This window comes from Arthrobacter antioxidans (assembly GCF_023100725.1).
Lineage (GTDB): Bacteria > Actinomycetota > Actinomycetes > Actinomycetales > Micrococcaceae > Arthrobacter_D > Arthrobacter_D antioxidans.
Window position 1 is genome coordinate 714,881 of sequence record NZ_CP095501.1, and the last position, 20,632, is coordinate 735,512.

Below are 20,632 nucleotides of genomic sequence, written 5' to 3' on the forward strand. Positions count from 1 at the left end.
CTTGCGCGTCCACCCTCAGCGCCTCGACCGCGTCCAGCGTCGCCCGCGCCTTGGCAAGTTGCGCCTTGAACCGCTCCGCCCGCAGGCGTGCGTCCTCCGGGTCGTCGTCCAGGAGTACCGTATTCTTCGCCCGGTCGAGCGCACGCTCCAGCTTGCGCACTTGGTCAGACAGCGAACGGGAAACGGTCTCACTGGTCGTGTCCTCCGCGTCGTCCAACTCCAGCCACTGCCGCGCCATAGCCTGCAGACGCGCCGGGTCCGACAGCAGTCCCTGGACCTCGGTCCAGACCCTCGCGTCCAACTTCTGCGCGTTGACCTGCTTGCACTGGCAGCGTTCCGCCGCTGTGCCCGTTCCTCTGTGCCGTCGCCCTGAGCACCGGTACACGTCGTAGTCCTTGCCCTTGATCTGCACGCCAATGTAGTGCTTCCCGCACTCGCCGTAGAGCCTGGTCGAAAGCATCTGCCTGACCTGCGGCGCGGCAATCGAGTCCGTTCGAGGGTGGCGGGCCAAAGCGCGATTGAGAAACCGGAACTCTGACGCCGTGAATACCGGGTTCCCCAGTTCAATCTTCCTCGGCTCACCGTGCAGTGGCTTGCCGTTCCGGTCCACCTTCGTCTTGTGTGATCGCGAGTCGGTTGAGCCTCCCCCCGGTTCCCCCCAGATGAAGCAGGCCGGGTGAAGGGTCGGGTTCGACAGCACGCGCCGGACCACCACGTGACTCCACCGGCCACCATGCTTCGACTGGTGAGCATTACGCGACTTGATCCCGGCCTCGTTGAGCCTGTCGGTCACCTGGCCCACGGTTAGCCCGTCATTGACCAGCCACTTAAACATCAGATGGAGGTTTCCGCGCTCGTCCTCCTTCGGGACCGGTGGGCGGTCTTCTTTACCCCTGCCAGCTTCCACCCGTAGGACGGCCGACCACCCGGCCACAGCCCCGCTTCAAGCTTGGCCCGCTGACCTCGGATCGTCCGCTCGCGGATCTTCCGCCGTTCCTCCTGCGATCAGCAGACGGGAACCCGTCATGAGTTGCTGGTCGGCGCTTGCAGTGTCGGTGGTCGGGTCTTCGGCGTCAAAGAGCTTGACCCCGAGTTCCCGAAGGTCGCGGGTGGCCTGGAGGCCGTGCAGTATGTCCCGGGTGAACCGGTCCAGGTCGAAGACGTAAACCACGTCGATCAGCCCCGCTCGGGCGTCCGTGAGCAAGCGCATCCACTCGGGCCGCTTGTCGCTGGCACCGCTTACGCCGGCGTCGATGTAGCCTCCGACGTCCTGCCAGCCGTTCGATTCGATATGGGCGAGACACCAAGCCTGTTGCGTGTCCAGGCTTGTCCCGTCCACCTGTTTTACTGTGGAGACCCGCAGGTAGTAGGCGGCTCGTGCTGCTCCTGGCTTCAACTCGGTCACTTGAACACTCCGTCTGGGTGGTTGGTGGTGGTAAAGGGGCGGCTCGTGCGCCGTTCGTGCTCAGCCGGTGACATATGCGGGCCAGTCGCTGCGTACGGTCTCCAAGTAGCTGGCGGCTTCGAGCGCGGACACCTCGTGTCGGCGGTCGCCGAGCCTTACGGTGACCTTGCGGCACTCACGGTGACTGAGCTGTAACGCAGCTCTGAGTTTGAGGTCGTGACCCGGGCGGAACCGGCGCTGGGTGCTTGCACCGCAGCCACACGTGCAGTGCTCGGGCCGGAATCGACAGTGGTCGTCACAAGTCCCTCCAGGTCAGGTTGGGCGCTGTTATCCAGTCGTTCCGCAGGTCTCTCAGCCTTGCAACCTCAGCGTTCGCGCGATCCAGAGTCGGCTGTATCTCGTGGCGGCTGCCAGGACTGTCGTTCATCATTTTGATGACATAGTCACGTGTGGACTCAGCGGCGAGAATGTCTCGCCAAAGATCCTCCAAAAGCATTAGTACGGCGGTCACTGTGGTTCCCCGCTGGTCGTACGGGTGGTGGTGCCGAAAATCCCAGAAAAACATGCGAATTTGCACCTCAACAAGCGGCTATTCGCACACCTGCGTATCGGGCCATCAACCCAGATGTCTTGATTGGCGGGATCCCCTGCCAGCCGTAGTCCCTCGCGGGGGAGGCTCCAGAAGGGTGCCCTCGAACTGGCGTGTTCCTGCGGCAGTTCCGGACCTCCCAGGCTCGGGAAGCTCCTCCGTGGGCCTCCGGAGCGCGCACATGACACGGGGATGTGCGTCGCCGGATGCACACACGAGCCCGAGACCGTCCACTGGTTTCGCTAATGTCATCGGTATGAACCTCAGGAGTCTCATGCTGCAGACACAGATCGAAGAACCGGCACCCAACGTCGTCGAAGCGTTTGCCCGGGATAATGCGGGCACCATTGCCCTGATCGGTGTCGTTCTCGCTGCACTGGCCGTGGTGATCAGTGTTCGCGTCAACCGCCACAATCGACTTGTCGCGCTGCAACAGAACCGGACTCCGCCAAGAAAGGTCTGGATTGGACGAGCGTGGGGCTGGCTGGTGGATAAGTGGGTGCGCCTTCGGACGCCAATGGAGGATCACTCTCGCATCACGAAGGCGAAGGAGGACACTGACGCGAAGATGAGCGTGATCGGGGACAATCTCACGCGTCTACAAGAAGAAAACAAAAGCCTGAAGGCAGAAAATGAGAAATTGAACGCCGACCTCAAAGAACTTGATTCGACGTTATTGAAGAACACCAAGGAACTCCTGCTCGCCCGGTCCGGTTCGCCCCTGTCCAAACCGACGCAGCCAAGAGCGCTTCCCGCACGTTGGCACGTGCAAGAAGATGAGAAAGACGTCGGCGTCGTCTGGCTGGAAAATGTCGGGCCAGGAGATGCGCAGGAAGTGATTGTGAGCAGTAACATGAACAACGTTACGATCCGCAACGGGTACGCACCATCGCTGTCAAAGGATGAAAAGCTGAGGCTTATGGTCGATCCCAATCTGATGGTGTATGACGAAGAGTTCAATTTGCTCGTGCAGTGGGACGACACCAACGGCAAGGCGGGCAACGAGTGGAAAGCGATTACGCGTAACGATGTGCCATTCTGAGCCCGCGCACCCTTCCGCTGTCTGGCAATACGGAAGTCGTAACGCGCGCCGATCCGTCCTTCTACAGCGGCGTCCTCAGCGGGTGGCTTCCCGAACGTGCGCCCCTTGTTAGTCTTTCGCTTATGGGACTTGGGGACTTCGCTAATACGCCACTTGGCAGCACCGTCATCGGCGGGCTGGCAGTCGCCATCATTGGGGGACTGTGGGGCCTGCTGACGAAGCGCGGGCGGGATTGGCTCAAGGCTGCCACGCAGTGGGTTGTAGCCAGATGGGGACGCCTTCTCGCGATCGTTGAGGATGGGCGAAAACGGCAGCAGCGGACCTTTGTGCCTGAAGCTCCTCAGCATTCGGACCCGCCCGCCGAACGCGGATCGAAGCCAAAGCCCATAACGGACCCAGCACCACGCCGAGCACTCCACATCAATATGTTGAGTGAGCGGGAGATGAAATTGCTGACCGCACAACACCGGAATGCATCCCGAGTGCGATTAGAGATCGTCCGTGAACACGACTTCCCGATGTCGTCTTGGGCGCTAAAGAATTGGGGGCCGGGGGATGCATACGCCCTGTACGTGACACCGAAGACATCAGATTTCAAGCTCGACCAAGAGTTGTGGGACGAACTGCGCGCCAAAGAGCAGGTGCCACTATTCCGAGGCTGGCCCTCCATGTTGCTGTATAGAACCGGTGACCCACAAATCCGGGTGGAGTACACCGACAACCAAGGCAAAGAGCATGTCGAGTTCATCGACGTGCCAGCGGAGTCGTTGTACTGATCTCTCGCGTGCGCGCGCGGTTCAACCTTATCGCTGGTCAAGTTCCGTCCTCCTCATCTAGTCGGTCGAGTTCATCCAACCCGTCGGCAGCAGGCAAGCCGTTCAATCTGCTAAATTCCTTCACTAGCGCTCTGAGGTTGGGCCATCCCCTGCGCCAGTCCGGATTCGATTGTCGGCCCGACCTCCTCGCTGTCGAGACCCGCTTGCGTCGCAGCCTCGGTCAAGGCGTCGCGCACCAGCGATTCCGGGAGTTCGCTTCCGACCAGTTGGCCGCGGTTGAATGCTGCCCGGTTGAGGACGTCGTTCCGGGTTCCCTTGGCAACGCCGGTGACCTTCGTGAGTTCGCGGGCCAGAGCCACGTGTACACCTGCTGGACCGAGCGCGGCAGACTGGTTTCGTCGGGGACCTCGGTCCCTGTGCTGTGTTCCCACTTCTCGGGCTTCCCCTCGGCCTTTCGTGACCTCACGAGGGACAGGAGCGCTTCCGGTGCCTCCCGTAGCTCCGAGACCGCAGGAGGCACCTTCCCGCCCTCCGTCTGGTACTTCTTGCCACCCACGGTCGATCCTGGGCCGACGACGAACCCGCCCTCACCCCGAACGGCCACGCCTTCCGCGATTGTCCCGGCGCTGTTGCGGACGCCGTCGCCCCGGTAGTACCTGTGTTGGCCTCCGGACGCAGTATGGACCGTCAGCCCTTCCGGAAGGGCGAGAGGGCCTGTCAGCGCGTCCCAGCCCGTCCTTGCCGTCCTTGTTGTCGAGGTCAACCACGACCAGCCCTGTCTTGCCGGTGTCGATGCCGTAACCCGCGTCGGGCCATTGCTTAAATCAACCACAAATGGTTTGGCTGTCCAGGTCGATTTGTCGCGCCGCTTCACGAGCGGCCGCTTACCGCGTACCGGCAGTACGTAGTAGCCCTTGCTCGCCGCTTCGAGTGCCGCCGTCAGCCCGCTCGGGGTGCCATATGGGTTCCGTAGACCTACCACTTCTGCACCGCCGCTCCAGGAGTCGGTGTCCCGTGAGTGTTTCCAGCCCGCGTCGTTCATTCGGTGTCGCTCCCCGTTCTCTGTGTTTCGCACCACGGGCAGCCGGTTTTCACGATCTGCCGGTTGCAGTGGTTGGTGTTGTGCACGCCAAGGTTTGGCTTCCCCTTGTGTAGGGCTGAGAGCCTGGCTCGCGCTTTTGGGTCGGACATCTGCCGCCGTGCGGCTTCGCTTATTCGGCGTCGCCCTTTGTCTGTGACCATCAGTCCGGCCGCTCGTCAGACGTGGTGCGGTCGCCGAAGAGGATCCGCAACAGGCGCTCGTAGCAGCCCTGCGGGAGTTCCTTCGATTCGAAATGTTGCTCAGTGGACATGGTCGTTCCTTTGGTGAAGAAACGAGCTGAGGAGAGTGCGCTCGTACAGGCCGGACGTTCTCCGGCACCTCTTCTCACTGGCGTTATGCCAGTACTCCTCTGGTTCCATCTACTGATGTATCAGCGACTGCCATGCTAGAAATTGATTACGGGCATTCTCACGTCCCAACCTCGCTGTAAGCGCACGATCTATTCCGCGAAACATCCCACCACACTCTGTCTGCGAGTGACGCGTGACCCACCCCGGACACAGTTCCCCCACCGAACCAGTTGACGCGGGCTGAGGTCAAAGGTCCGGTGGCGGAAGAGTTATTCAAATAAGGAGAGCACCCAACACCGGCTGGTTACGCCGGGGCCAGTACAGCACCGAGCGGAAGGGGTCCACAAGCCCGGGATGACGGGGCAGAAAGGGTCATGGCCTCGCCCACTCAGGTCCGCGTACCGGTCAACGGCCATGATGCTCGGGCCAAGCTCGATCATTGGGGAGTACGCAGTCGCGGCGCTTTGGTAGCTGTCACGGCCGAAGCGGGACACGCCGTTCAGGCCCCCCTGCAACACGCCCTCTCTGCTCACCAGCTCGTCGATGGCAGCCGCCCAGGCGTTGTCGAGTCCTTAGGTTTCGGGCACGGCCCATCGTTAGTCGAACTCCTCCGGGACGGGCGGCAACTGGTAATCAGGGTGTCCTGGTGTATTTCGTGCTCCTTGAAATTCGACAATCAAATTGTTGAACTCGTCAATCTCGTGTCCGTGAAGTTCCGTGAAGCGCTCATACAACCATCTGTAGATACCCTCCAAATCAGCCGAATAAGCAGTTATCTCGTCCCGGAAGTTAATCTTCTCTGGCCGTTGCTTCAAGTACTTCTTCGCGTTCGCTGGCCAGTCCTTATATTCCAACGCTGCGTCTCGTTCAAGTGCCACAACGAACGTCACTGGAGCATCGTTAGCGAAGGAGATGGTCAGCGCGAACGGAGGAATTTGGTAGTGGACTAGGTAGTCACGGAGCTTTTGAAGGAAGGGGGCGCGGCCAGTTTCTACAACTTCTCGGATTCGGCGGGCATACTCGACCGCAACCGGCTCGTTCTCGTAGTGACGCATCAGGTTTCTCGTATGATCCACGAGCATCTTCAAGGCCGACAGGTAGTTGTGCGACCGCCGAATCAATTCATCGAAGTAGACTTCCGCCGAACCGGCTCGGCCCACATTCCTCATCACTTCAATGGCTGCTTCTTCGTCATTTTGCACAGCATCGATGAGTTGGAGTATCTCCGACTCATTCGCCTGTAAGACCTTATGAATGCGCTGCAAGGAATCCCACCGACTGGTCGCCGTTCTGCCGGGGTGATTCTGGATGCGCTGGTAACGGTCCGCCTGCTGGGCGGGATCGAAGTGGTCCATGTAGTCAGCTTGCACCGGAGGGGTGCCCGGTACTAGGCGCCACGCCTTGGTTAGCCTGCTGCACGCGCTTCTTAAGGGTGGCGGTCACGCCCTAGGTGTTCCCGGATATGTGCGAAAGGGCTACTGAGTTACCTACGCTACCTTTGCGGTAGATCTACAAGATGGGATCACCGCGGCACGGAGGCGAGGGTGGCAATCGCGTAGGCAAAAAGCGTGTCGAGATAGCGGAAATATCGAGTAGTCGAGGTGGGTGGCCACTCGAGCGTGAGCGGTGCGTCCTGGTTCAGGATCGGGGCGTGTCATTTATACCGACGAGCGGGATTGCCTGACCACCGGTCTACCCGCTGAGCTTCGAGGTATGCCCCGGGACAGTCTTAGATCAGGAAGTGGTTCGCGACCGTTGAATGTGACATCCCAACTCATAATGATCAGGTTGTATACCTCCATGAGGTATTGATCTCTACCAAAACAGGCAAACCGCTACAACGTAGTTGCTACCTCACGGTCACCAGTAAATCGCTACCACCTCGGCTTCGAGGAAAGCGGCAGGCTCGTGTTCTTCCTCAGTTTTCGGTTGTTCGGTGGCAGCGGACTCCTTGTGGAACGTGAGTCGAGCAACTTCCTGGTGCCTCGAACGCAGCGTGCGCACTAGATGCCGGTCGATTTCGAGCGGTTCGGTGAGCGGTGGGCAGGATTCGACTGCCTTGACCACCTGTTCGAACGCATTTCGTACGATTCCCATATCGTCGAGCTTCTCGGCCGTGTCTACAGAGCGTGCAGCTTCTCTAGCGACCTCTAACAATGACTCTCTTGAGATGTTTCGGGACGTCAGCTGCGCGAGATCGTGTCCGAACGGTATGAGCCCGTTGTCGCAAAGCACCTCGGAAACTACTGGGACCTTGTCACGGTCCGTGACACCATGGGCGCTGTCAAATAGGTAGGGAAGCCTGCGAAGTTGGTCGCCGAGGTCAGGGAGGAATTGGTCGAACACATCGGCGAGCTTCACCGGTGACCACGATGTCTGGATCCCAGGCCTGGAGAGCCGAGCGTAGACCGAGTAAGTCGAGCCGGCGAAGAGAACGCGGCGGACGTCTTTCCAGTAGAGGGGTAACTCCGTCACTCCGACAAGCTGGACCTCGGTCGTGGCGCGATCCAGCGCGCTGTCGGGCGTGATCATCGAGACGTCGACAAGCCAGGAAATGTTATCGACGATGACGAGGCGGTGGCTGGTCACCCGGGATTGAAGAGGTACCAGATCAACGAGAAGACCAGAGAGTAATCCGACCATTTGCTGCACCTCTGCCATGGCGCTCTCTTCGATCCCGAATATTTCGGCGCGTCCCTGGATGAGATCGATTGTTGAAGACACTGCTGTCATGAACTGGTAGCTCCGCTCGGGGCTGAGCTCGACCTGCACCTCGAGGACATCCCCACGGAGGAGATTTTGGATGCGCGATGCGCGGTGTTGTTTCTCGAGTTTAGGGAGGTGATGCGACAGTGCATTTATAGTGGAAACCGCAGCCGGCTTGGGGTTGCCCAGTTGGTCTTCGACCGAGAGTTTTAGGTCCATATCGCCAATTCGTAGGCTACGGAAGGTTCCTTGAGCCACGGCACGGCGCACAACTTCCTGTGATGTCGTCCGAGCCGATGTTGATCGTGTCGACACGCCTGCCCCGGGCGCGGCGGGCGTCGAAGGGATCGTTAGGGAGGAGCCAGCCTCGGACGAGGAGGTAAGAGTGAGGGTGTCTTTAAATGACTCGGGAACCGAACCGTGTCGAGCGGCCACCAGGCTAGTGACGCTGGTTTCGTCGAGGTAAACAAACTCGCGTCGTTTGTGTTTCCATTCCTGTGCTTGGCGCCGCCGCCGCCAGGCACGCCTAGCTGCAATGAAGGGCGTCCTGACGATGGTGGGAACTCTCATGCCTGTCTCTCCTGACGGCGGGAGACGTCGCGGTTGCGAGCAGCGCGGACTAGCCCGGCAGTAATGTCTTCCGTGCAGAGCTCATCTCGTTTGTCGACCACTGCCAAGATACCGGCCTCGGTCCAAATCATGGCTAGCTCTGCGGCGCTCCACCCCTCGGTGGCTTTAACTAGGACGTCCCAGTCGGCGTGCTCGGAACCGCGCACCTTACGAGCTGATGCCCGCAGAATCTTCAACCGGTCTTCGGGGCTCGGGGAACCATCAAATTCGAGTTTGAAGGTGAGTCGCCCTGGTCGGAGCAACGCGGTGTCCAGCGCACCGGGCAGGTTGGTCGAGGCAATTACCAAGACACCCTGGCTGGCCTTGAATCCATCGAGGGCTGTCAGGAATTGCCCAACTAGGCGCCCCGAATGCTCCGAGGCGTCATCTCCCCGACTGGTCACGATGCTGTCGATCTCATCGAAGAAGATGATGGCGGGCGCGTGCTCCTCGGCGTGCTGGAAGAGCGCACGCAGCCGCTGCTCGCTTTCACCCACCCATTTATTGACGATCTCAGGCCCGTCAATTAGGTAGAAGCGGGTGCCGAGCTCCTTACTCAGAACGCGGGCGAGGTGGGTCTTGCCTGTGCCTGATGGCCCACTGAAAAGGATTCCCTTGACAGGGTTCACGCCAATCTCTCTAAGCCGCTGCCCAGGATCAAGCGCGACGCGCGCGAGCTCGAGCGCTCTTTCGACCAGCACCGACGAACCACCAAAATCGTCTAAGGTCACATCGCCTGGGGTGTGGATGAAACTCGCGGGGTCGAGATCGTCCTCTGCGCGGCCGAATCGGTCGATGGGTTTGCTGCTCAGCACGAGTCCTGGTCGCCCGTCCGAATCGACGGCAATCGTCTGGCCCTTGACGAAAGGCTCCGGCTCTCGCTGGGCGAACGTCTGGTGCCTGCCGTTCAGTTCGAGTACGGCCGTCGATCCATCCTCGCTAATCAAACTTACGGTCGCAACATCTCCACCGCGGATTAGCCAGTCTTCTTCGGACAACACCCTGACCGGATCGTCATCATTGACCTGGTCCGGAATGTAGAGGATCTGGCCCGCCTCCACAGTGTCGACTAGCGGCCCGCCAAGCCAACCCGAAGCGCCATCGCGACGGTCAAACCAGACTCGGCCTGCCTCCTCGTCAATACGCCGCACACGCAGAATCGAGCCATAACTAAGATCTAATCCATTGCCCGTGACGCTCACGCCCAAAGTCTATCTACGAATTCTGACAGCTCCGTCCAGCCGACGCGTGCTCATGGGCCATCCTGTTCCTTCTAAACCGCGAATAGGTCGTTAATGGCCATCCCGAGCGCCAGGGCCACCGACAGTTTGGGCTCAGCCCGATACTGCCGGCTCGCTTTCTGCCTTGCTTCGGTTCCGTTGGCCGTGTGGACTGCGGTCGCCGACAGACCGGTGAATAGTGGAGGTGGGAACCCAATCTGGTTCTAGGCCGGAACTGGAGTGATCCGAAGCGATCCGTTCCGAGTGTCTCCGCTGAGTGCTCTCCCTCCATTCCGGGAGTCGAGGATCTGCTTGATGGTTGAGGCATACCACCTGCCTCCTGCCGCGGTGGCCACGCCGTTCTGGTTGAGGGTGTCCGCGATCTTGGCCATGCTCAGTGCGTCAACTCGGGCCTCCTTGATGCGGTTGACAGTTGACTGCGGCAGCGCGCTACGGCGTCCCATGTGCTTCCCCGGTCTGAGCCGTAATCTTGACCATGCTCTCGTGAGTCAAGCGCCGCAGGAGATTCGAGCCGGGTGGTCCTTGACCCGAGCGACCGTCCTGTTTCTGATCGACTCCTCTGGGCAGGTGATCAGCCAGCCCGACGGCGTGTGAAAGGCCGTCCTGACGACCGTTGTCTGGCCGTCTGGGCGGTCTTCCTCGTTGGCTACGCCCTCGGCCTGTACCCGGCGGAAAATCTTCGGCGCTGGTTCCTTCGCAACGCCAATTAGATTTCAATCGTTGCGTTGCCAATGCTCCGCCCAACGGCGGCTATTGCGGCTAGTTAGCCTGCTACGAGCCCTTCACAAGCTTAGCGGTCACGGCCTGGGTGGTTCCCGCATACGTCCGAAGGCGCTACTGAGCGGCCTACGCTACCTTCGCGGTGAATCTAAAAGCTGGGAACACCAGGACACGGGAACCAGCCGCGCGACGGTGTCCCGTGCCGGATCGCAGCCCTCGAACAGCCATCCCCACGGCTTGCGGAGCGCCTGCTGCATCCACTGCCGCGGACTCCGTGCCGGCGCCACCACGTGCTCCACGAACCGGAACCGGCCCCCGGGGCGCAGGACCCGCCGGACCTCGTTCAGCGTCTGCTCCAGGTCCGGCACCGTACACAGCACCAAGGTGCACACCACGTCGTCGACGGACCCGTCGGGCAGCGGCAGTGCCTCCGCGACACCAGAGACCAGGGTCATGCGCACGCCCCGCTCTGACGCGCGCTGCCGCAGGCCTGCGTGCATCCGCTCATTGGGCTCCACCGCGATCAGGTGGGTCCCGGTCGGGAGGCGGTCCAGGTTCGCCCCAGCACCCGCCCCCAGTTCCACGACCGTGCCGGGTGCCAGGCCGGCGAACGCGCCGTTCTTGTGCCGGGTGAGGGTGTAGTTGAAATACGGATCGAGGGCACGGAAGACCCATGCGTTGAACGCGCTGCGCGGCCCATGATCGAAGGTCTGCGGGCGCATTCCGGTGACAAGCCCGTCGGGGCACACCTCCGGTGCCGGCCGCCCGGCCACGTTGGTGTCCGGCGTGTCGGACTGATCGGACATGGTGTTCCTTCCGTAGCTGGATCCCCGGAGGACCGGCTCACCCCTTCGACGCCGTGAAGTAGGCGTTGAACGGGTCGGAGTCGATCGCCTTCTCCTCGACGTCCGAGAACCCTGCCTCGCCGAGCATCGCCTGCGCGAGCTGCGTCCCCCACACGGTGCCGAGGCCGGCGCCGTCGAGTCCGAGCGAGACACTCATGCAGTGGACGGTCGAGAGCGCGTACAGGAACGACGCCCACGGCAGCTCGACGTTGTCCTCCACGTTGCTCGAGGCCTTGATATCCGCCATGAGCAGGTTGCCGCCGCTGCGCAGCGCGGTGAACATGGCGCGCAGCACACCCGCAGGGTCGGCCTGGTCGTGGATCGCATCGAAGACCGTGATGGCGTCGAAGGCGTCGGTCTCGTCCAGCCGGGCGACGTCCTGGAGGACGAAGCGGGCGTTGTCCAGGCCCAGCTTCGCGGCTTCCGCCCGGGCTGCGGTGATGGCCTCCTCGGAGAAGTCGTAGCCGGTGAACGTGCTCGCCGGGTACGCCTTCGCCATCAGGTTGACGGCGTGGCCGCTGCCGCAGCCGATGTCCGCCACCCGGATGCCCGCCTGCAGTCGCGCAGGAAGATCGGGGATCAGCGGGAGGATCGTGTCGATGAGCGCGGCGTCGTTCACCCCGGCGCTCTCCTCGGCCATGATCGCGTGGAAGCTCGGGTAGTCGGTGTAGGAGAGGCCGCCGCCGTTCCGGAAGCAGTCCACGATCCGCTGCTCCATCTCGCCCATCATGCTGACGTACTGCATGATGCGGGCCAGGTTGTCAGGCCCTGCGGCTGTGGTGAGCAGGGCGGAGTGCGTCGCGGGCAGGGCGAAGGTCCTGTCGGCCGGCTCGTAGGCGAGGACTCCGGCCGACGCCATGCCGCCGAGCCACTCCCGCACATACCGCTCATTGAGGCCGGCGGTCCGGGCGATCTCCGCGCTCGTGGCGGCGGGTAGCGTGGCGAGGGTGTCGAACAGGCCCGTCTGGTGTCCGATGCTCATGAGGACGGCGATGCTGCCGCCATTGAGCAGGCCGATGCACCGCTCACCGAACGCCTCGACGGCCGCGAGGTCGGCGTCGGCCGTTCCGAGTTCCGTACTGACTGTCATGGTGTACTCCCTGGGTTCGTGCGGGCTTGTCCCGCTGCATCGAGCCTAGGAATCAGGGCCCCGGCGCTGCTTCGGGGAAACACTGCATTTCGGCGAGCCGGACTGGTGCGAATCATGCACGACGGCGCCGCGGGAGTCGGGAGGAGAGCGATCAGCCGCTAGGAGCGACGCCGTTCTCCCGCGCCCAGGCCGCCGCGGCGGTGCGGGAGGAGACGTCGATCTTCCCGAAGATGTTCGCGAGGTGCCGTCCCACGGTCTTCTCGCTGATGAACAGCTGCCGTGCCGCCTCCCGGTTCGACGCGCCGGAGGTGATCGCGGCGAGCACCTCGAGTTCCCGCGCGGTCAGTCCGCCCGGTGCGCTGCGCGCCACCATGGGCCGCAGCTCGGTGACGGCGCCGAGCTCCTCGAAGATGGTCCGCGCGGCCGCGGTGTTCCAGGCCGCGGCCTGCGGCTGGCCCAGCGCCTCGTACGCCAGGGCCTCCCAGCGGTGGATGACGGCGCTCGGGTAGCGGGCCCGGGCGTCCTCGAAGAACCGCCGGGCACCCTGCAGGGACGCGAGGGCGTCGGCCGGGTGGGAGTCGGCGAGCAGCAGGATGCCCCGCGCCTTCTGCGCCCACGCGCGGAACCCGGCGCTCCCGTAATGTTCGGCCGTGTGCTCGAGCTCGCTGCACAGCTCCTCGGCTTCCTGTCCCAGCCCGAGCCGTAGCGCCGCCTCGACGGCCGTGCCGAGCAGCCGCGCCCGCGCGAGCCGGTCCCGCCCCTGCAGTGCGGCGAGGAGCCCGGCGTAGGCGGCTTCGTCGTCGCCGTCCGCCGCCTCCAGCAGCGCGAGCCCCGGCTGCGGCTCGATGCCGCAGCTCTTGGCCAGCGCGTAGGCGGCCCGCGCGCCCTCCGGATCCCCGCGCATCCGCCGGATCTCCCCGAGCTGGTAGTAGCCTTCGCCGGCGGCCCAGATGTTCTTGTCCACGAGGTCGGCGCTGGCGCGCTCGATCTGCGGTTCGACGTCGTGCCAGGCGCCCTCGATGCTCAGCAGTTCCAGGCGGTGCACCCGGCAGACCCCGGTGTACATGACCTCGCTGCCGAAGCGGGCGCACCACCGCTCGGTGGCCGCGGTCCAGGACCGCATGCGCCGGTAGTCGGCGAGCTCGTGGCACATGTGGATCACCGTGCAGTAGATGTCGCCCACCCACTCCAGGGCTATCCGGTTGGCGAGCACCGGCAGCATCGCCTCGTCCAGCTCGGCGAAACCCCGCGCCGTCTCGCCGCTGCGCACATCCGCGAGTCCGGACAGGACGAGCCCGAAGGACATCAGGGCGGGGTCGGCGAAGTGCTCGCTCATCTTGCGGAGCCGCGAGGCGTACGACGACGGCGGGGCGGTGCCCGAGAAGTCCAGCTCCAGGACGGCCTCCAGATAGAGGAGATACCCGTGGGCGGGGCTTTCGGGCAGGTCCCCGAGGATGCGCCGGGCGCGGCTGATCCACCCGGAGCCGACGGCGAGGTCTCCCCGGTTCACCCAGAGGAGTCCGAGCTCGAGCGCCTTCATCGCGGCTCGCGGCAGGGCCTGATTCTCGCAGTGGTGCTGGAAGACCCGCTCCGAGACCTCGCAGTTCTCCTTCACGTTGCCGCTCCACCACGCGGCGCTGCCGAGCAGTTCGAGGTCGTCGACGTCCAGGGGAGTGGTGGCATCGGCTGCGCTCAGGGCGTCGAATGCGGCACGCCAGTCGCCCCGGGCGTGGGCCGCCCGCCCGGTGCTCAGGAGTTCGGTCAGCTCCTCGGTGTCCATCAGGACATTAAGGGTAGTCCCGCCGGCACCGCCGCACCACGGCCGGAGGGCCGGGGTTCTCGCCCGGCCGCCCGGCCGCCCGCGCGTCCGCGCGTCAGGTGGCGCGTCGACCGGCGGCCGTCGCGGCGTCGGCGCCGGTGGGGGTTCCGGGTGCGCTTGCGACGTCGACGCCGGTGCCGCCGGCCTCCTGCGGTGCCTTCGAGAAGCGCAGGTACCAGACGAGCATGAGCGCCGACGCCACACCGTAGAACGCGTGGAGCATCCAGATGGGCCCCGGCGGCAGGCTGAACACGTACACCGAGTGGACGATGTTGGCGACATTGCTGAGCGCCATGTGCCCCAGGCTGTAGGACTCCATGTTGCGGGTCCGCACGGCCTTGAGGAGCATCGGCAGCGTCGACAGGGCGAACAGCACGGTCGAGATGGTTCCGGCGATCACGGGAAGGTTCATGCGGACGAGGCTATGGAGCCGTATGCCCTCCCCGCGTCGGGTGAATCGTGTATTTGTGGCGGGGCCCGTCCTGCACACTGCTGCAGCATCCTCCGCTGATCCGAGGACTTCCGGCCGCGGGTCCGGTCAGGACGGCGGCGTCCGGACGAGCACCGTGTCGCGCAGATAGGCCACGAACTCGTCGGGCTGCTCGAACAGCGGACGGTGGCCGGACGTCGCGAGCTCGGTGGTCTCCTTGACCGGGGCCTCGAGGAGCTCGAACCATTCGGCGAACGGCTCGGCGCGGCCGCGGGCTTCGTGGGCTCCCTGCACGAAGTAGACGGGGACGTCGAGGCTGGTGACGTCGGTGCGGAAGTCGGTGTCCTGGAGCTGGGGGTAGATGACCGAGAAGGTATCCATGAACGCGCCGAGCAGGTGGATCTGGTCGGTGAGCGTGTACTCGGGGACGATGAAATTCTCCGAGAACCCACCCTCGCCCTCCGCATTGCCGGTGTGGTCGTAGGGGTACACCTGGTGTTCGTAGGACAGCGCGGTCTCGTAGTCCAGCATGTCCGCATAGGGTGGCGGGCCGATCCGTTCCAGCTCCTCCACCAGCTCGGTATCGCCGTTCTGCTCCGCCCAGTCGAGGGTGTCCTCGTAGAAGATGGTGTCCGTCTCGAGCGGGCTCACCATCTGCCCGGTGCCGATGAACGCGTGGTAGAGCTCCGGCTCCTGCGCGACGGCGAGGATGCCGTAGATCGTTCCGCCGGACTGGCCCATCAGGTAGATCCGGTCCTCGCCGAAGCGCTCCCGCAGGACGTTCGTCACGGTGATCGCGTCGTCGACAGAGCTCTCGAGGGTGAGGGTGGACGCCGGATCCAGCTCCGGGTACGACGTGCCGGTGCCCCGCTGGTCCAGAGTGGCGACGACGAAGTGGTCCTCCAGTTCCTGCAGGTGGTTGCGCATGGCGCCCAGCTCGGATCCGCCCGGGCCGCCCGCGAGGAACAGCAGGACGGGCTTCTCGACGTCGACACCGCGCAGCATAATGCCGAGGTCCTTGCCTCCGGTCTCCACCGTCGTGAGTTCGGCGATGCTGCCGGCTACGGGTTCTCCGTCCGCGGCCTGGATCGGATCGGTGCCGGCCGGTCGGGCGATGACCACTGCAAGCGCGATGAGCGCCACTGCCGTGAGGGCCGCAACAGCACGGCGGACGACGACGCCGGCACCCGCCCGGCGGGTCTGGTCGGGGGAGCGCGTGAGTCGTCGCGCCGCTCCGGCGCCGATCGCTGCGCCCAGGATCATCGGGGGCAGGGCGAGGAGGGCGTGGAAGCCGCGCCCGACGACGAACGCGAGGATGCCGTAGGGGCTGGTGGAGATCTCGTCCACGGTGGGCCCGTCCGTGCCGATGCGCGTGAGTTCGAAGACGACGACGACCACCACGGGGGCGGCCAGCATCGTCCACCGCGACCGGAGGATGAAGCCGGCGGCGGCGCCGACCATCAGGCAGAGGAGCATCGTGCCGAGCGCCTCCGCGGTGGTGAGGGGACCGCGGGGAGTCCACCAGCCCAGCAGGAGTCCGCAGCCGGCGGTGACCGCCAAGGCGACCGCAGCGCCGATCCGCCGGTCGGCCCAGACGGGTTCCATCATCGTCAGCACGCGCGTTGAGGGAGTGGGGTCCGTGTCGAGGTCGGTGGCCATCGGGTGTCGTCTGCCTTCCGGAGGTGGCGGCCAGGGTCCTCCTTCAGCGTCCCGTGATGCTCCCGGCCCTGATAGAGCCGAAGGTCCGCGGGTCGGCTCTCCTTCAGTTCCAGCAGGGCCTCGGCCCTCATGAGGCCGTTGAGCGACCGGTCGATCCCGTCAGATGCATCGCTGTCCTAGGAGGCTGGATTTCCATCGTCGTCGGGGCTACTCGCGAAAGCTTCCCCCAGGGTCTCCACCGCCTTCACCATCACGCTGAGCCCATTCACCAGGTCCCTGTCCTCGGTCATTTCACGGCAGTTGTGAGTTTGTCCGCCCACGCTGGGAAGAAAGAAGAGCATGCTCGGTACTGCGGTGTTCATGACGAGGGCATCGTGTCCGGCGACGGTCTTCATGCGTCGGCTCGACAACTGACAGCCGGTCGCTGCCCGTTCCAGGATTTCGGGGCCTTCTGGCCACATGCGCGTCGTCTCGCGCAGCGACTCGGCAGAGACTTCCAGGCTCGCCCCTGTCACCCGGCCGATCTCCGCGAGGACCATGTCGAACTCGGTCCTCGAAGCGGTCAGGATCGTGGGGTCGTCGGATCGCAGCTCGACCTTGGTGCGGACTTCGGACGGGGTGCAGTTCGGGGACTCGGGAGTGATCCGGAGAGAACCGACCGTCGTGTGGAGTCGACCATCGGGCTGACCAAGGCCCATGTCGCGCACCGCGGTGATCAGGAGTGCGGTCGCGTACAGCGCATCAACGCGCTCCGCCATAGGGGGTGGGCCAGTATGTGTCTGCAAGCCGGTGACCTGGACGTCCAGCTTCAGGGCGCCCCACGCGCCCTCCACGATGCCGATGTCCACACCTTCGCGTTCGAGTACGCCCCCTTGCTCCACATGGACCTCGAGGTAGGCCGAGGGGAGGGGGACCTCGTCGGTTCCCAGGGCGTCGATCCCGGTCAGGCTTTCTCCGAGCGTGGCCCCGCGAGAATCTGTCGCGCCAAGAGCAGCCTGGACCGGGATGCGGCCGGTGAAGACGCTGCTACCGAGCACGCTCGGCTGGAACCGGGCGCCTTCCTCGTTGGTCCAGTTCACCACGCCAAGGTTGAACGGCAGCTCACCTGACCGGATCTTCGGCTCGAGAACGCGTGCTGCCCATAGTGCAATCACCACACCGGTCTGTCCGTCGAATCGTCCGCCGTCCGGCTGCGAGTCCAGGTGCGAGCCGAGAAGGATCGTGGGCTGTTCGCCCGGTGGGAGCACGAACCCGAAAAGGTTCCCGACCGCGTCACGTGCCACCGTGTAGCCGCGTTCCTGGAAGCTGGACGTCAGAAGGCTCCGGGCTGCACCATCGGCCGGTGTGCCGGTCAGGCGATGGAGGCCACCGTTCTTCGCTCCGATCTCGGAGAATGCACTGAAGGTACGCAGGAGCCCGTCCCGGTCGTCAGCGCTGACCATCAGATCAGATCCAGCCACTCTTCGAACTGTGGGTGCTTCGAGACGAGGAAGCTGCGGTAGAGCTTCCAGGTGCCGTATTTGTAGTAGTCGAATTCCTCATCCCGGACCGCATTGTTGATCAGGCCCCACAGCCCCCACTTGGTATCACAGATCATGCGGCACACCATGACACGAGCGAAGAACGGCTCGTCGTCCTTGCCCCGGTAGCGACGGACGAGTACCCGGGTATCGTCCACGCTGGTGAACATCTCGGTGAAGAGAAGAGCAAGCTCGTAGGTCACTTCGTTGTTGGCTGCGTAGTCGAAATCAACCAGCTTCACCGATCCGTCGTCTCCCAGCAGGAAGTTGCCCGGCATCGGATCGTTGTGCGCGGGGACAAGGGTCAGCCCGGAGGCGCGAAAGCGCTCGGCCGCGCGACCATACGCCTCGACGACGTCGTCAGCCCAGGAGGGCAGGGCGATCGCAGAACCGCGGACCTGATCCAGGTGCTCGTCCACCATGTCCAGCATCGTCTTGGTCTGGGGTAGTGGCGGCGTCTTGTGCCACGCCTGGTAGATGTCGATGATCTTCTCCAGAAGTTCCATGCTCTGGAAGTCGAGAGTCGTCGCGGTCCGGTAACCCTCCCCGAGGAACTCGGAATACTCGATCCCGGTCTCGGCGTCGAAGAACAGGACGCGCGGGCTGATGCCGACCTCTGCTGCCTGACGGGCGGCTGCGTTGGCCACCGAGCGGTCGATGAACGCCTCCGTGCCCGGGCCGGGGATCTTGGCGAAGATCTCGTGCTCGATCCCGGTCATGGAGAGCCGGAAGTTGTGGTTCGTCAGGCCCCCGGGGACCGGATTGACGACCGGTGTGGACCCTGCCCATTCCGGGTTGCGGCCGGAGCTGTCCGAGAGTGTGTCGATGTCGGTCTGGGTAGTCATCAGGACAGTTCCTTCTCTAGTTCGGTCATGAAGTGACGGTCGGCAAGGGCGATTTCGGCGAGGGTCATGTGCCAGAGTCCGTACTTGATGGAGTCGAGGTCCTCGTCCGGGTCGGTGGCCGCGCGCAGGGAGGTGAGCAGGGACCAGCGCAGGTGCTCGATGAGCGAGATGACCTGCACCACGGCGATGTCCTTGGACGTGGCCTCCGGCATCACCTCCCGGATCAGTGCCTCCGCGCTGAGCACCGTGGGGCATGCCTCGGAGACCAGGAGGGCCGTGTCATGGACCTGGGACAGCTGTGCGGCTGAGCCCCAGCCGACGATCCTCACCTGGCCGTCCCGATGGACCATCAGATTGGACGAGGTCGCTTCGCCCTGCGAGGGTCGGAGCTCGACGCCTCTGCGGTACTCGAGCAGTACCTCCCTGAAGCGCAGCAGGTGCTCGACGCCGGTGGTGACCCGTGGATCGAGGGTTACTCCTCGATCGCGGCACTCCTCTTCGAGCTGGATGAGGTCGGCGATGGGACTGCGTGGGGCCAGGTTCAGATCGAGTGCAGCGAAGGCTCTACGCGTGCTGAGAAGGTTCGAGCGGAACTGAGGGTCCGCGTAGTAGTCCAGGCGCACCACGCGCCAGTCGTCCGCCAATTCCTCCACGAGGAGGATGCCGATTTCCTGGTCGTAGGCGTGGACCCTCGGGCCGATTCCGTTCTCGCCGGCCGCCACCGCTGCCTGGATCATGCTGTGGCGGTTGCGCCAGGACCACGCATGGCGACTCATCACCTTGGCGATGACCCGGCCGTGTTCCTCGCTCCGGCCACGGATAAGCGTGTTGTCGGAGGCCCACCAGCTGGGGGAGGGCAGCTGGGGAATGGGGCCGGACCATTGGATCTCCTTGAGATCGCGCATCCGTGTGAACTCCGAAAGCCGTTCCTGAACAGGCATGAAACTTCTCCTTCGATGGTTAGGCGTGGCTCCGCAGCCGTCGTTCCCCGGTGGAATCTGGCTCCATCACGAGGGGACGCTGGTGGTCCAGGCCGACGTCATCCGCGCAATTGTTCGCGGTGTGGGTAAGGGTGGTGAGGGTGGCGTTGAAGAGGTCGTGCGACAGCTCGACGGGTACACCTGCCTCGTCCCGCGAGATCCGGTCGATGTCGAACAGTGGCGTCCCGATGGTGACCTTCAGCAGCTGGGCGACGCTCGCGCTGGCCAGGGAGATGTTGATGGTTTCGTCCACGGACGCCAGGGTGACGCCGTAGTCCCGCTCGAACATCTCGTACAACGAGTTCAACGAGCGATCAAGCAGGTCTGGGAAACGCGCGGCCGGCAACGTCATCTGCTCCAACGAGAGCGGCTCGGAATTCGCCAGGCGAAGGCGCAGGATGACCAGGACCCGCGCTCCACGATCAAGGCCAAGGGCGGCGGTCTCCGTGGTGTTCGCGCCGCGTTCCTCGGTCCTGAGTACGCGAGTGGTCGACAGGATCCCCTGCTCGCTCAGTAGCGCCGGGATGCCTTGAATCCGGTGCAGCTGGCGGTCCACCTTGAGTGAACCATGCGGGTCCAGTCCTCCCAACTGCAGTGCGGGATGCTCCTGCCGGACGAGAGTTCCGCCGTTGCGGCCCACCCGACGTTCCACGATTCCCTCGCTCTGCAGCCACTCCAGGGCCTTGCGCAGGGTTCCGCGGGCCACGCCGAGTTGCGACGCCAGGATTCGCTCGGCGGGGAGCCTTGATTCCCCGCGGTCATTCAGCTCAGCCATCAGCATCAAGAGGCGATCGACGATGGCGTCAATGCTAATTGGTGCATCTGAATGGACCATTGAATTCTCTTGCCGGTAGGCTTCGCGGAATTAGCGCCCAGTATATGATCTGGAACACACCCGCTGTCCAGACGCTCTTCTTCCCGACCCGCAGCACGAGGAGCCACAATGGCCGTAGTGCCGCCGGGG

Annotated in this window: 17 protein-coding genes and 2 pseudogenes; 2 read left to right on the forward strand and 17 right to left on the reverse strand. The window is 63.9% G+C overall.

Features of this window, described 5'->3' with window-relative positions; genetic code table 11:
- Positions 1-286 precede the first annotated feature (286 nt).
- Together MWM45_RS03400 and MWM45_RS03405 are read right to left on the reverse strand one after the other, a co-directional pair.
- Positions 287-934, reverse strand: a pseudogene (locus tag MWM45_RS03400) (recombinase zinc beta ribbon domain-containing protein); the annotation flags it as partial.
- A gap of 9 nt (positions 935-943) precedes the next feature.
- On the reverse strand, positions 944-1,405 hold the full coding sequence (locus MWM45_RS03405) for a recombinase family protein (protein WP_247828141.1): 462 nt from the start codon (positions 1,403-1,405) through the stop codon (positions 944-946).
- Positions 1,406-2,268: 863 nt separating this feature from the next.
- On the opposite strand from MWM45_RS03405, the gene MWM45_RS03410 reads away from it, so the two are divergent.
- Complete coding sequence (locus MWM45_RS03410; protein ID WP_247828142.1) at positions 2,269-3,036, forward strand: hypothetical protein; 768 nt, start codon at positions 2,269-2,271, stop codon at positions 3,034-3,036.
- Positions 3,037-3,158: 122 nt separating this feature from the next.
- Positions 3,159-3,812, forward strand: coding sequence for a hypothetical protein (locus tag MWM45_RS03415; RefSeq protein WP_247828143.1), 654 nt, complete (start codon positions 3,159-3,161; stop codon positions 3,810-3,812).
- A 110-nt stretch (positions 3,813-3,922) separates the two neighbouring features.
- On the opposite strand, the gene MWM45_RS03420 is transcribed toward MWM45_RS03415, so the two are convergent.
- From MWM45_RS03420 to MWM45_RS03480, 15 genes and pseudogenes are all read right to left on the reverse strand, one after another.
- Complete coding sequence (locus tag MWM45_RS03420; RefSeq protein ID WP_247828144.1) at positions 3,923-4,171, reverse strand: hypothetical protein; 249 nt, start codon at positions 4,169-4,171, stop codon at positions 3,923-3,925.
- Between the two features lie 134 nt (positions 4,172-4,305).
- Positions 4,306-4,854 (reverse strand): annotated as a pseudogene (locus MWM45_RS17720) (bifunctional DNA primase/polymerase); the annotation flags it as partial.
- A gap of 946 nt (positions 4,855-5,800) precedes the next feature.
- A complete protein-coding gene (locus MWM45_RS03425) occupies positions 5,801-6,559 on the reverse strand; it encodes a hypothetical protein (protein ID WP_247828145.1) in 759 nt (252 codons plus the stop codon).
- 505 nt (positions 6,560-7,064) lie between these two features.
- Positions 7,065-8,480, reverse strand: coding sequence for a DUF6414 family protein (locus MWM45_RS03430; protein ID WP_418909721.1), 1,416 nt, complete (start codon positions 8,478-8,480; stop codon positions 7,065-7,067).
- Positions 8,477-9,721, reverse strand: coding sequence for an ATP-binding protein (locus tag MWM45_RS03435; RefSeq protein ID WP_247828149.1), 1,245 nt, complete (start codon positions 9,719-9,721; stop codon positions 8,477-8,479). Before MWM45_RS03435 ends, MWM45_RS03430 begins: the two co-directional genes overlap by 4 nt.
- A 242-nt stretch (positions 9,722-9,963) precedes the next feature.
- Positions 9,964-10,203, reverse strand: a complete 240-nt coding sequence (locus MWM45_RS17725) for a recombinase family protein (protein ID WP_418909722.1) — start codon at positions 10,201-10,203, stop codon at positions 9,964-9,966.
- Positions 10,204-10,611: 408 nt separating this feature from the next.
- Entirely contained in the window at positions 10,612-11,286 is a 675-nt protein-coding gene (locus MWM45_RS03440) for a class I SAM-dependent methyltransferase (protein WP_247828151.1), read from the reverse strand.
- A gap of 37 nt (positions 11,287-11,323) precedes the next feature.
- Positions 11,324-12,415, reverse strand: a complete 1,092-nt coding sequence (locus MWM45_RS03445) for a class I SAM-dependent methyltransferase (protein ID WP_247828152.1) — start codon at positions 12,413-12,415, stop codon at positions 11,324-11,326.
- Positions 12,416-12,566: 151 nt separating this feature from the next.
- Positions 12,567-14,195, reverse strand: a complete 1,629-nt coding sequence (locus tag MWM45_RS03450) for a LuxR C-terminal-related transcriptional regulator (RefSeq protein WP_247828156.1) — start codon at positions 14,193-14,195, stop codon at positions 12,567-12,569.
- 94 nt (positions 14,196-14,289) lie between these two features.
- Positions 14,290-14,646 (reverse strand): hypothetical protein, encoded by a 357-nt coding sequence (locus MWM45_RS03455; protein WP_247828160.1) that lies wholly within the window; start codon positions 14,644-14,646, stop codon positions 14,290-14,292.
- A 126-nt stretch (positions 14,647-14,772) separates the two neighbouring features.
- Positions 14,773-16,323: an alpha/beta fold hydrolase gene (locus tag MWM45_RS03460; RefSeq protein ID WP_247828162.1), complete on the reverse strand. Its 1,551-nt coding sequence runs from the start codon at positions 16,321-16,323 to the stop codon at positions 14,773-14,775.
- 176 nt (positions 16,324-16,499) lie between these two features.
- Positions 16,500-17,765 carry a Zn-dependent hydrolase gene (locus tag MWM45_RS03465; protein WP_247828163.1) on the reverse strand — a complete coding sequence of 422 codons (1,266 nt, stop codon included), beginning with the start codon at positions 17,763-17,765 and terminating at the stop codon, positions 16,500-16,502.
- A complete protein-coding gene (locus MWM45_RS03470) occupies positions 17,765-18,688 on the reverse strand; it encodes a choline/ethanolamine kinase family protein (RefSeq protein ID WP_247828165.1) in 924 nt (307 codons plus the stop codon). Before MWM45_RS03470 ends, MWM45_RS03465 begins: the two co-directional genes overlap by 1 nt.
- Complete coding sequence (locus tag MWM45_RS03475) at positions 18,688-19,629, reverse strand: hypothetical protein (RefSeq protein ID WP_247828166.1); 942 nt, start codon at positions 19,627-19,629, stop codon at positions 18,688-18,690. The genes MWM45_RS03470 and MWM45_RS03475 overlap by 1 nt, the downstream gene beginning before the upstream one ends.
- Positions 19,630-19,648: 19 nt before the next feature.
- Positions 19,649-20,503, reverse strand: a complete 855-nt coding sequence (locus MWM45_RS03480; protein WP_247828167.1) for a GntR family transcriptional regulator — start codon at positions 20,501-20,503, stop codon at positions 19,649-19,651.
- Positions 20,504-20,632 lie beyond the last annotated feature (129 nt).

Excerpts from the sequence above, each read along its gene's own strand:
- MWM45_RS03430 (WP_418909721.1), bottom strand. The coding sequence starts at position 8,480 with ATGAGAGTTCCCACCATCGTCAGGACGCCCTTCATTGCAGCTAGGCGT.
- MWM45_RS03450 (WP_247828156.1), bottom strand. The coding sequence starts at position 14,195 with ATGGACACCGAGGAGCTGACCGAACTCCTGAGCACCGGGCGGGCGGCC.
- MWM45_RS03460 (WP_247828162.1), bottom strand. The coding sequence starts at position 16,323 with ATGGCCACCGACCTCGACACGGACCCCACTCCCTCAACGCGCGTGCTG.
- MWM45_RS03410 (WP_247828142.1), top strand. The coding sequence starts at position 2,269 with ATGCTGCAGACACAGATCGAAGAACCGGCACCCAACGTCGTCGAAGCG.
- MWM45_RS03455 (WP_247828160.1), bottom strand. The coding sequence starts at position 14,646 with ATGAACCTTCCCGTGATCGCCGGAACCATCTCGACCGTGCTGTTCGCC.
- MWM45_RS17725 (WP_418909722.1), bottom strand. The coding sequence starts at position 10,203 with ATGGGACGCCGTAGCGCGCTGCCGCAGTCAACTGTCAACCGCATCAAG.
- MWM45_RS03470 (WP_247828165.1), bottom strand. The coding sequence starts at position 18,688 with ATGACTACCCAGACCGACATCGACACACTCTCGGACAGCTCCGGCCGC.
- MWM45_RS03425 (WP_247828145.1), bottom strand. The coding sequence starts at position 6,559 with ATGGACCACTTCGATCCCGCCCAGCAGGCGGACCGTTACCAGCGCATC.
- MWM45_RS03480 (WP_247828167.1), bottom strand. The coding sequence starts at position 20,503 with ATGGTCCATTCAGATGCACCAATTAGCATTGACGCCATCGTCGATCGC.
- MWM45_RS03440 (WP_247828151.1), bottom strand. The coding sequence starts at position 11,286 with ATGTCCGATCAGTCCGACACGCCGGACACCAACGTGGCCGGGCGGCCG.
- MWM45_RS03445 (WP_247828152.1), bottom strand. The coding sequence starts at position 12,415 with ATGACAGTCAGTACGGAACTCGGAACGGCCGACGCCGACCTCGCGGCC.
- MWM45_RS03475 (WP_247828166.1), bottom strand. The coding sequence starts at position 19,629 with ATGCCTGTTCAGGAACGGCTTTCGGAGTTCACACGGATGCGCGATCTC.
- MWM45_RS03415 (WP_247828143.1), top strand. The coding sequence starts at position 3,159 with ATGGGACTTGGGGACTTCGCTAATACGCCACTTGGCAGCACCGTCATC.
- MWM45_RS03465 (WP_247828163.1), bottom strand. The coding sequence starts at position 17,765 with ATGGTCAGCGCTGACGACCGGGACGGGCTCCTGCGTACCTTCAGTGCA.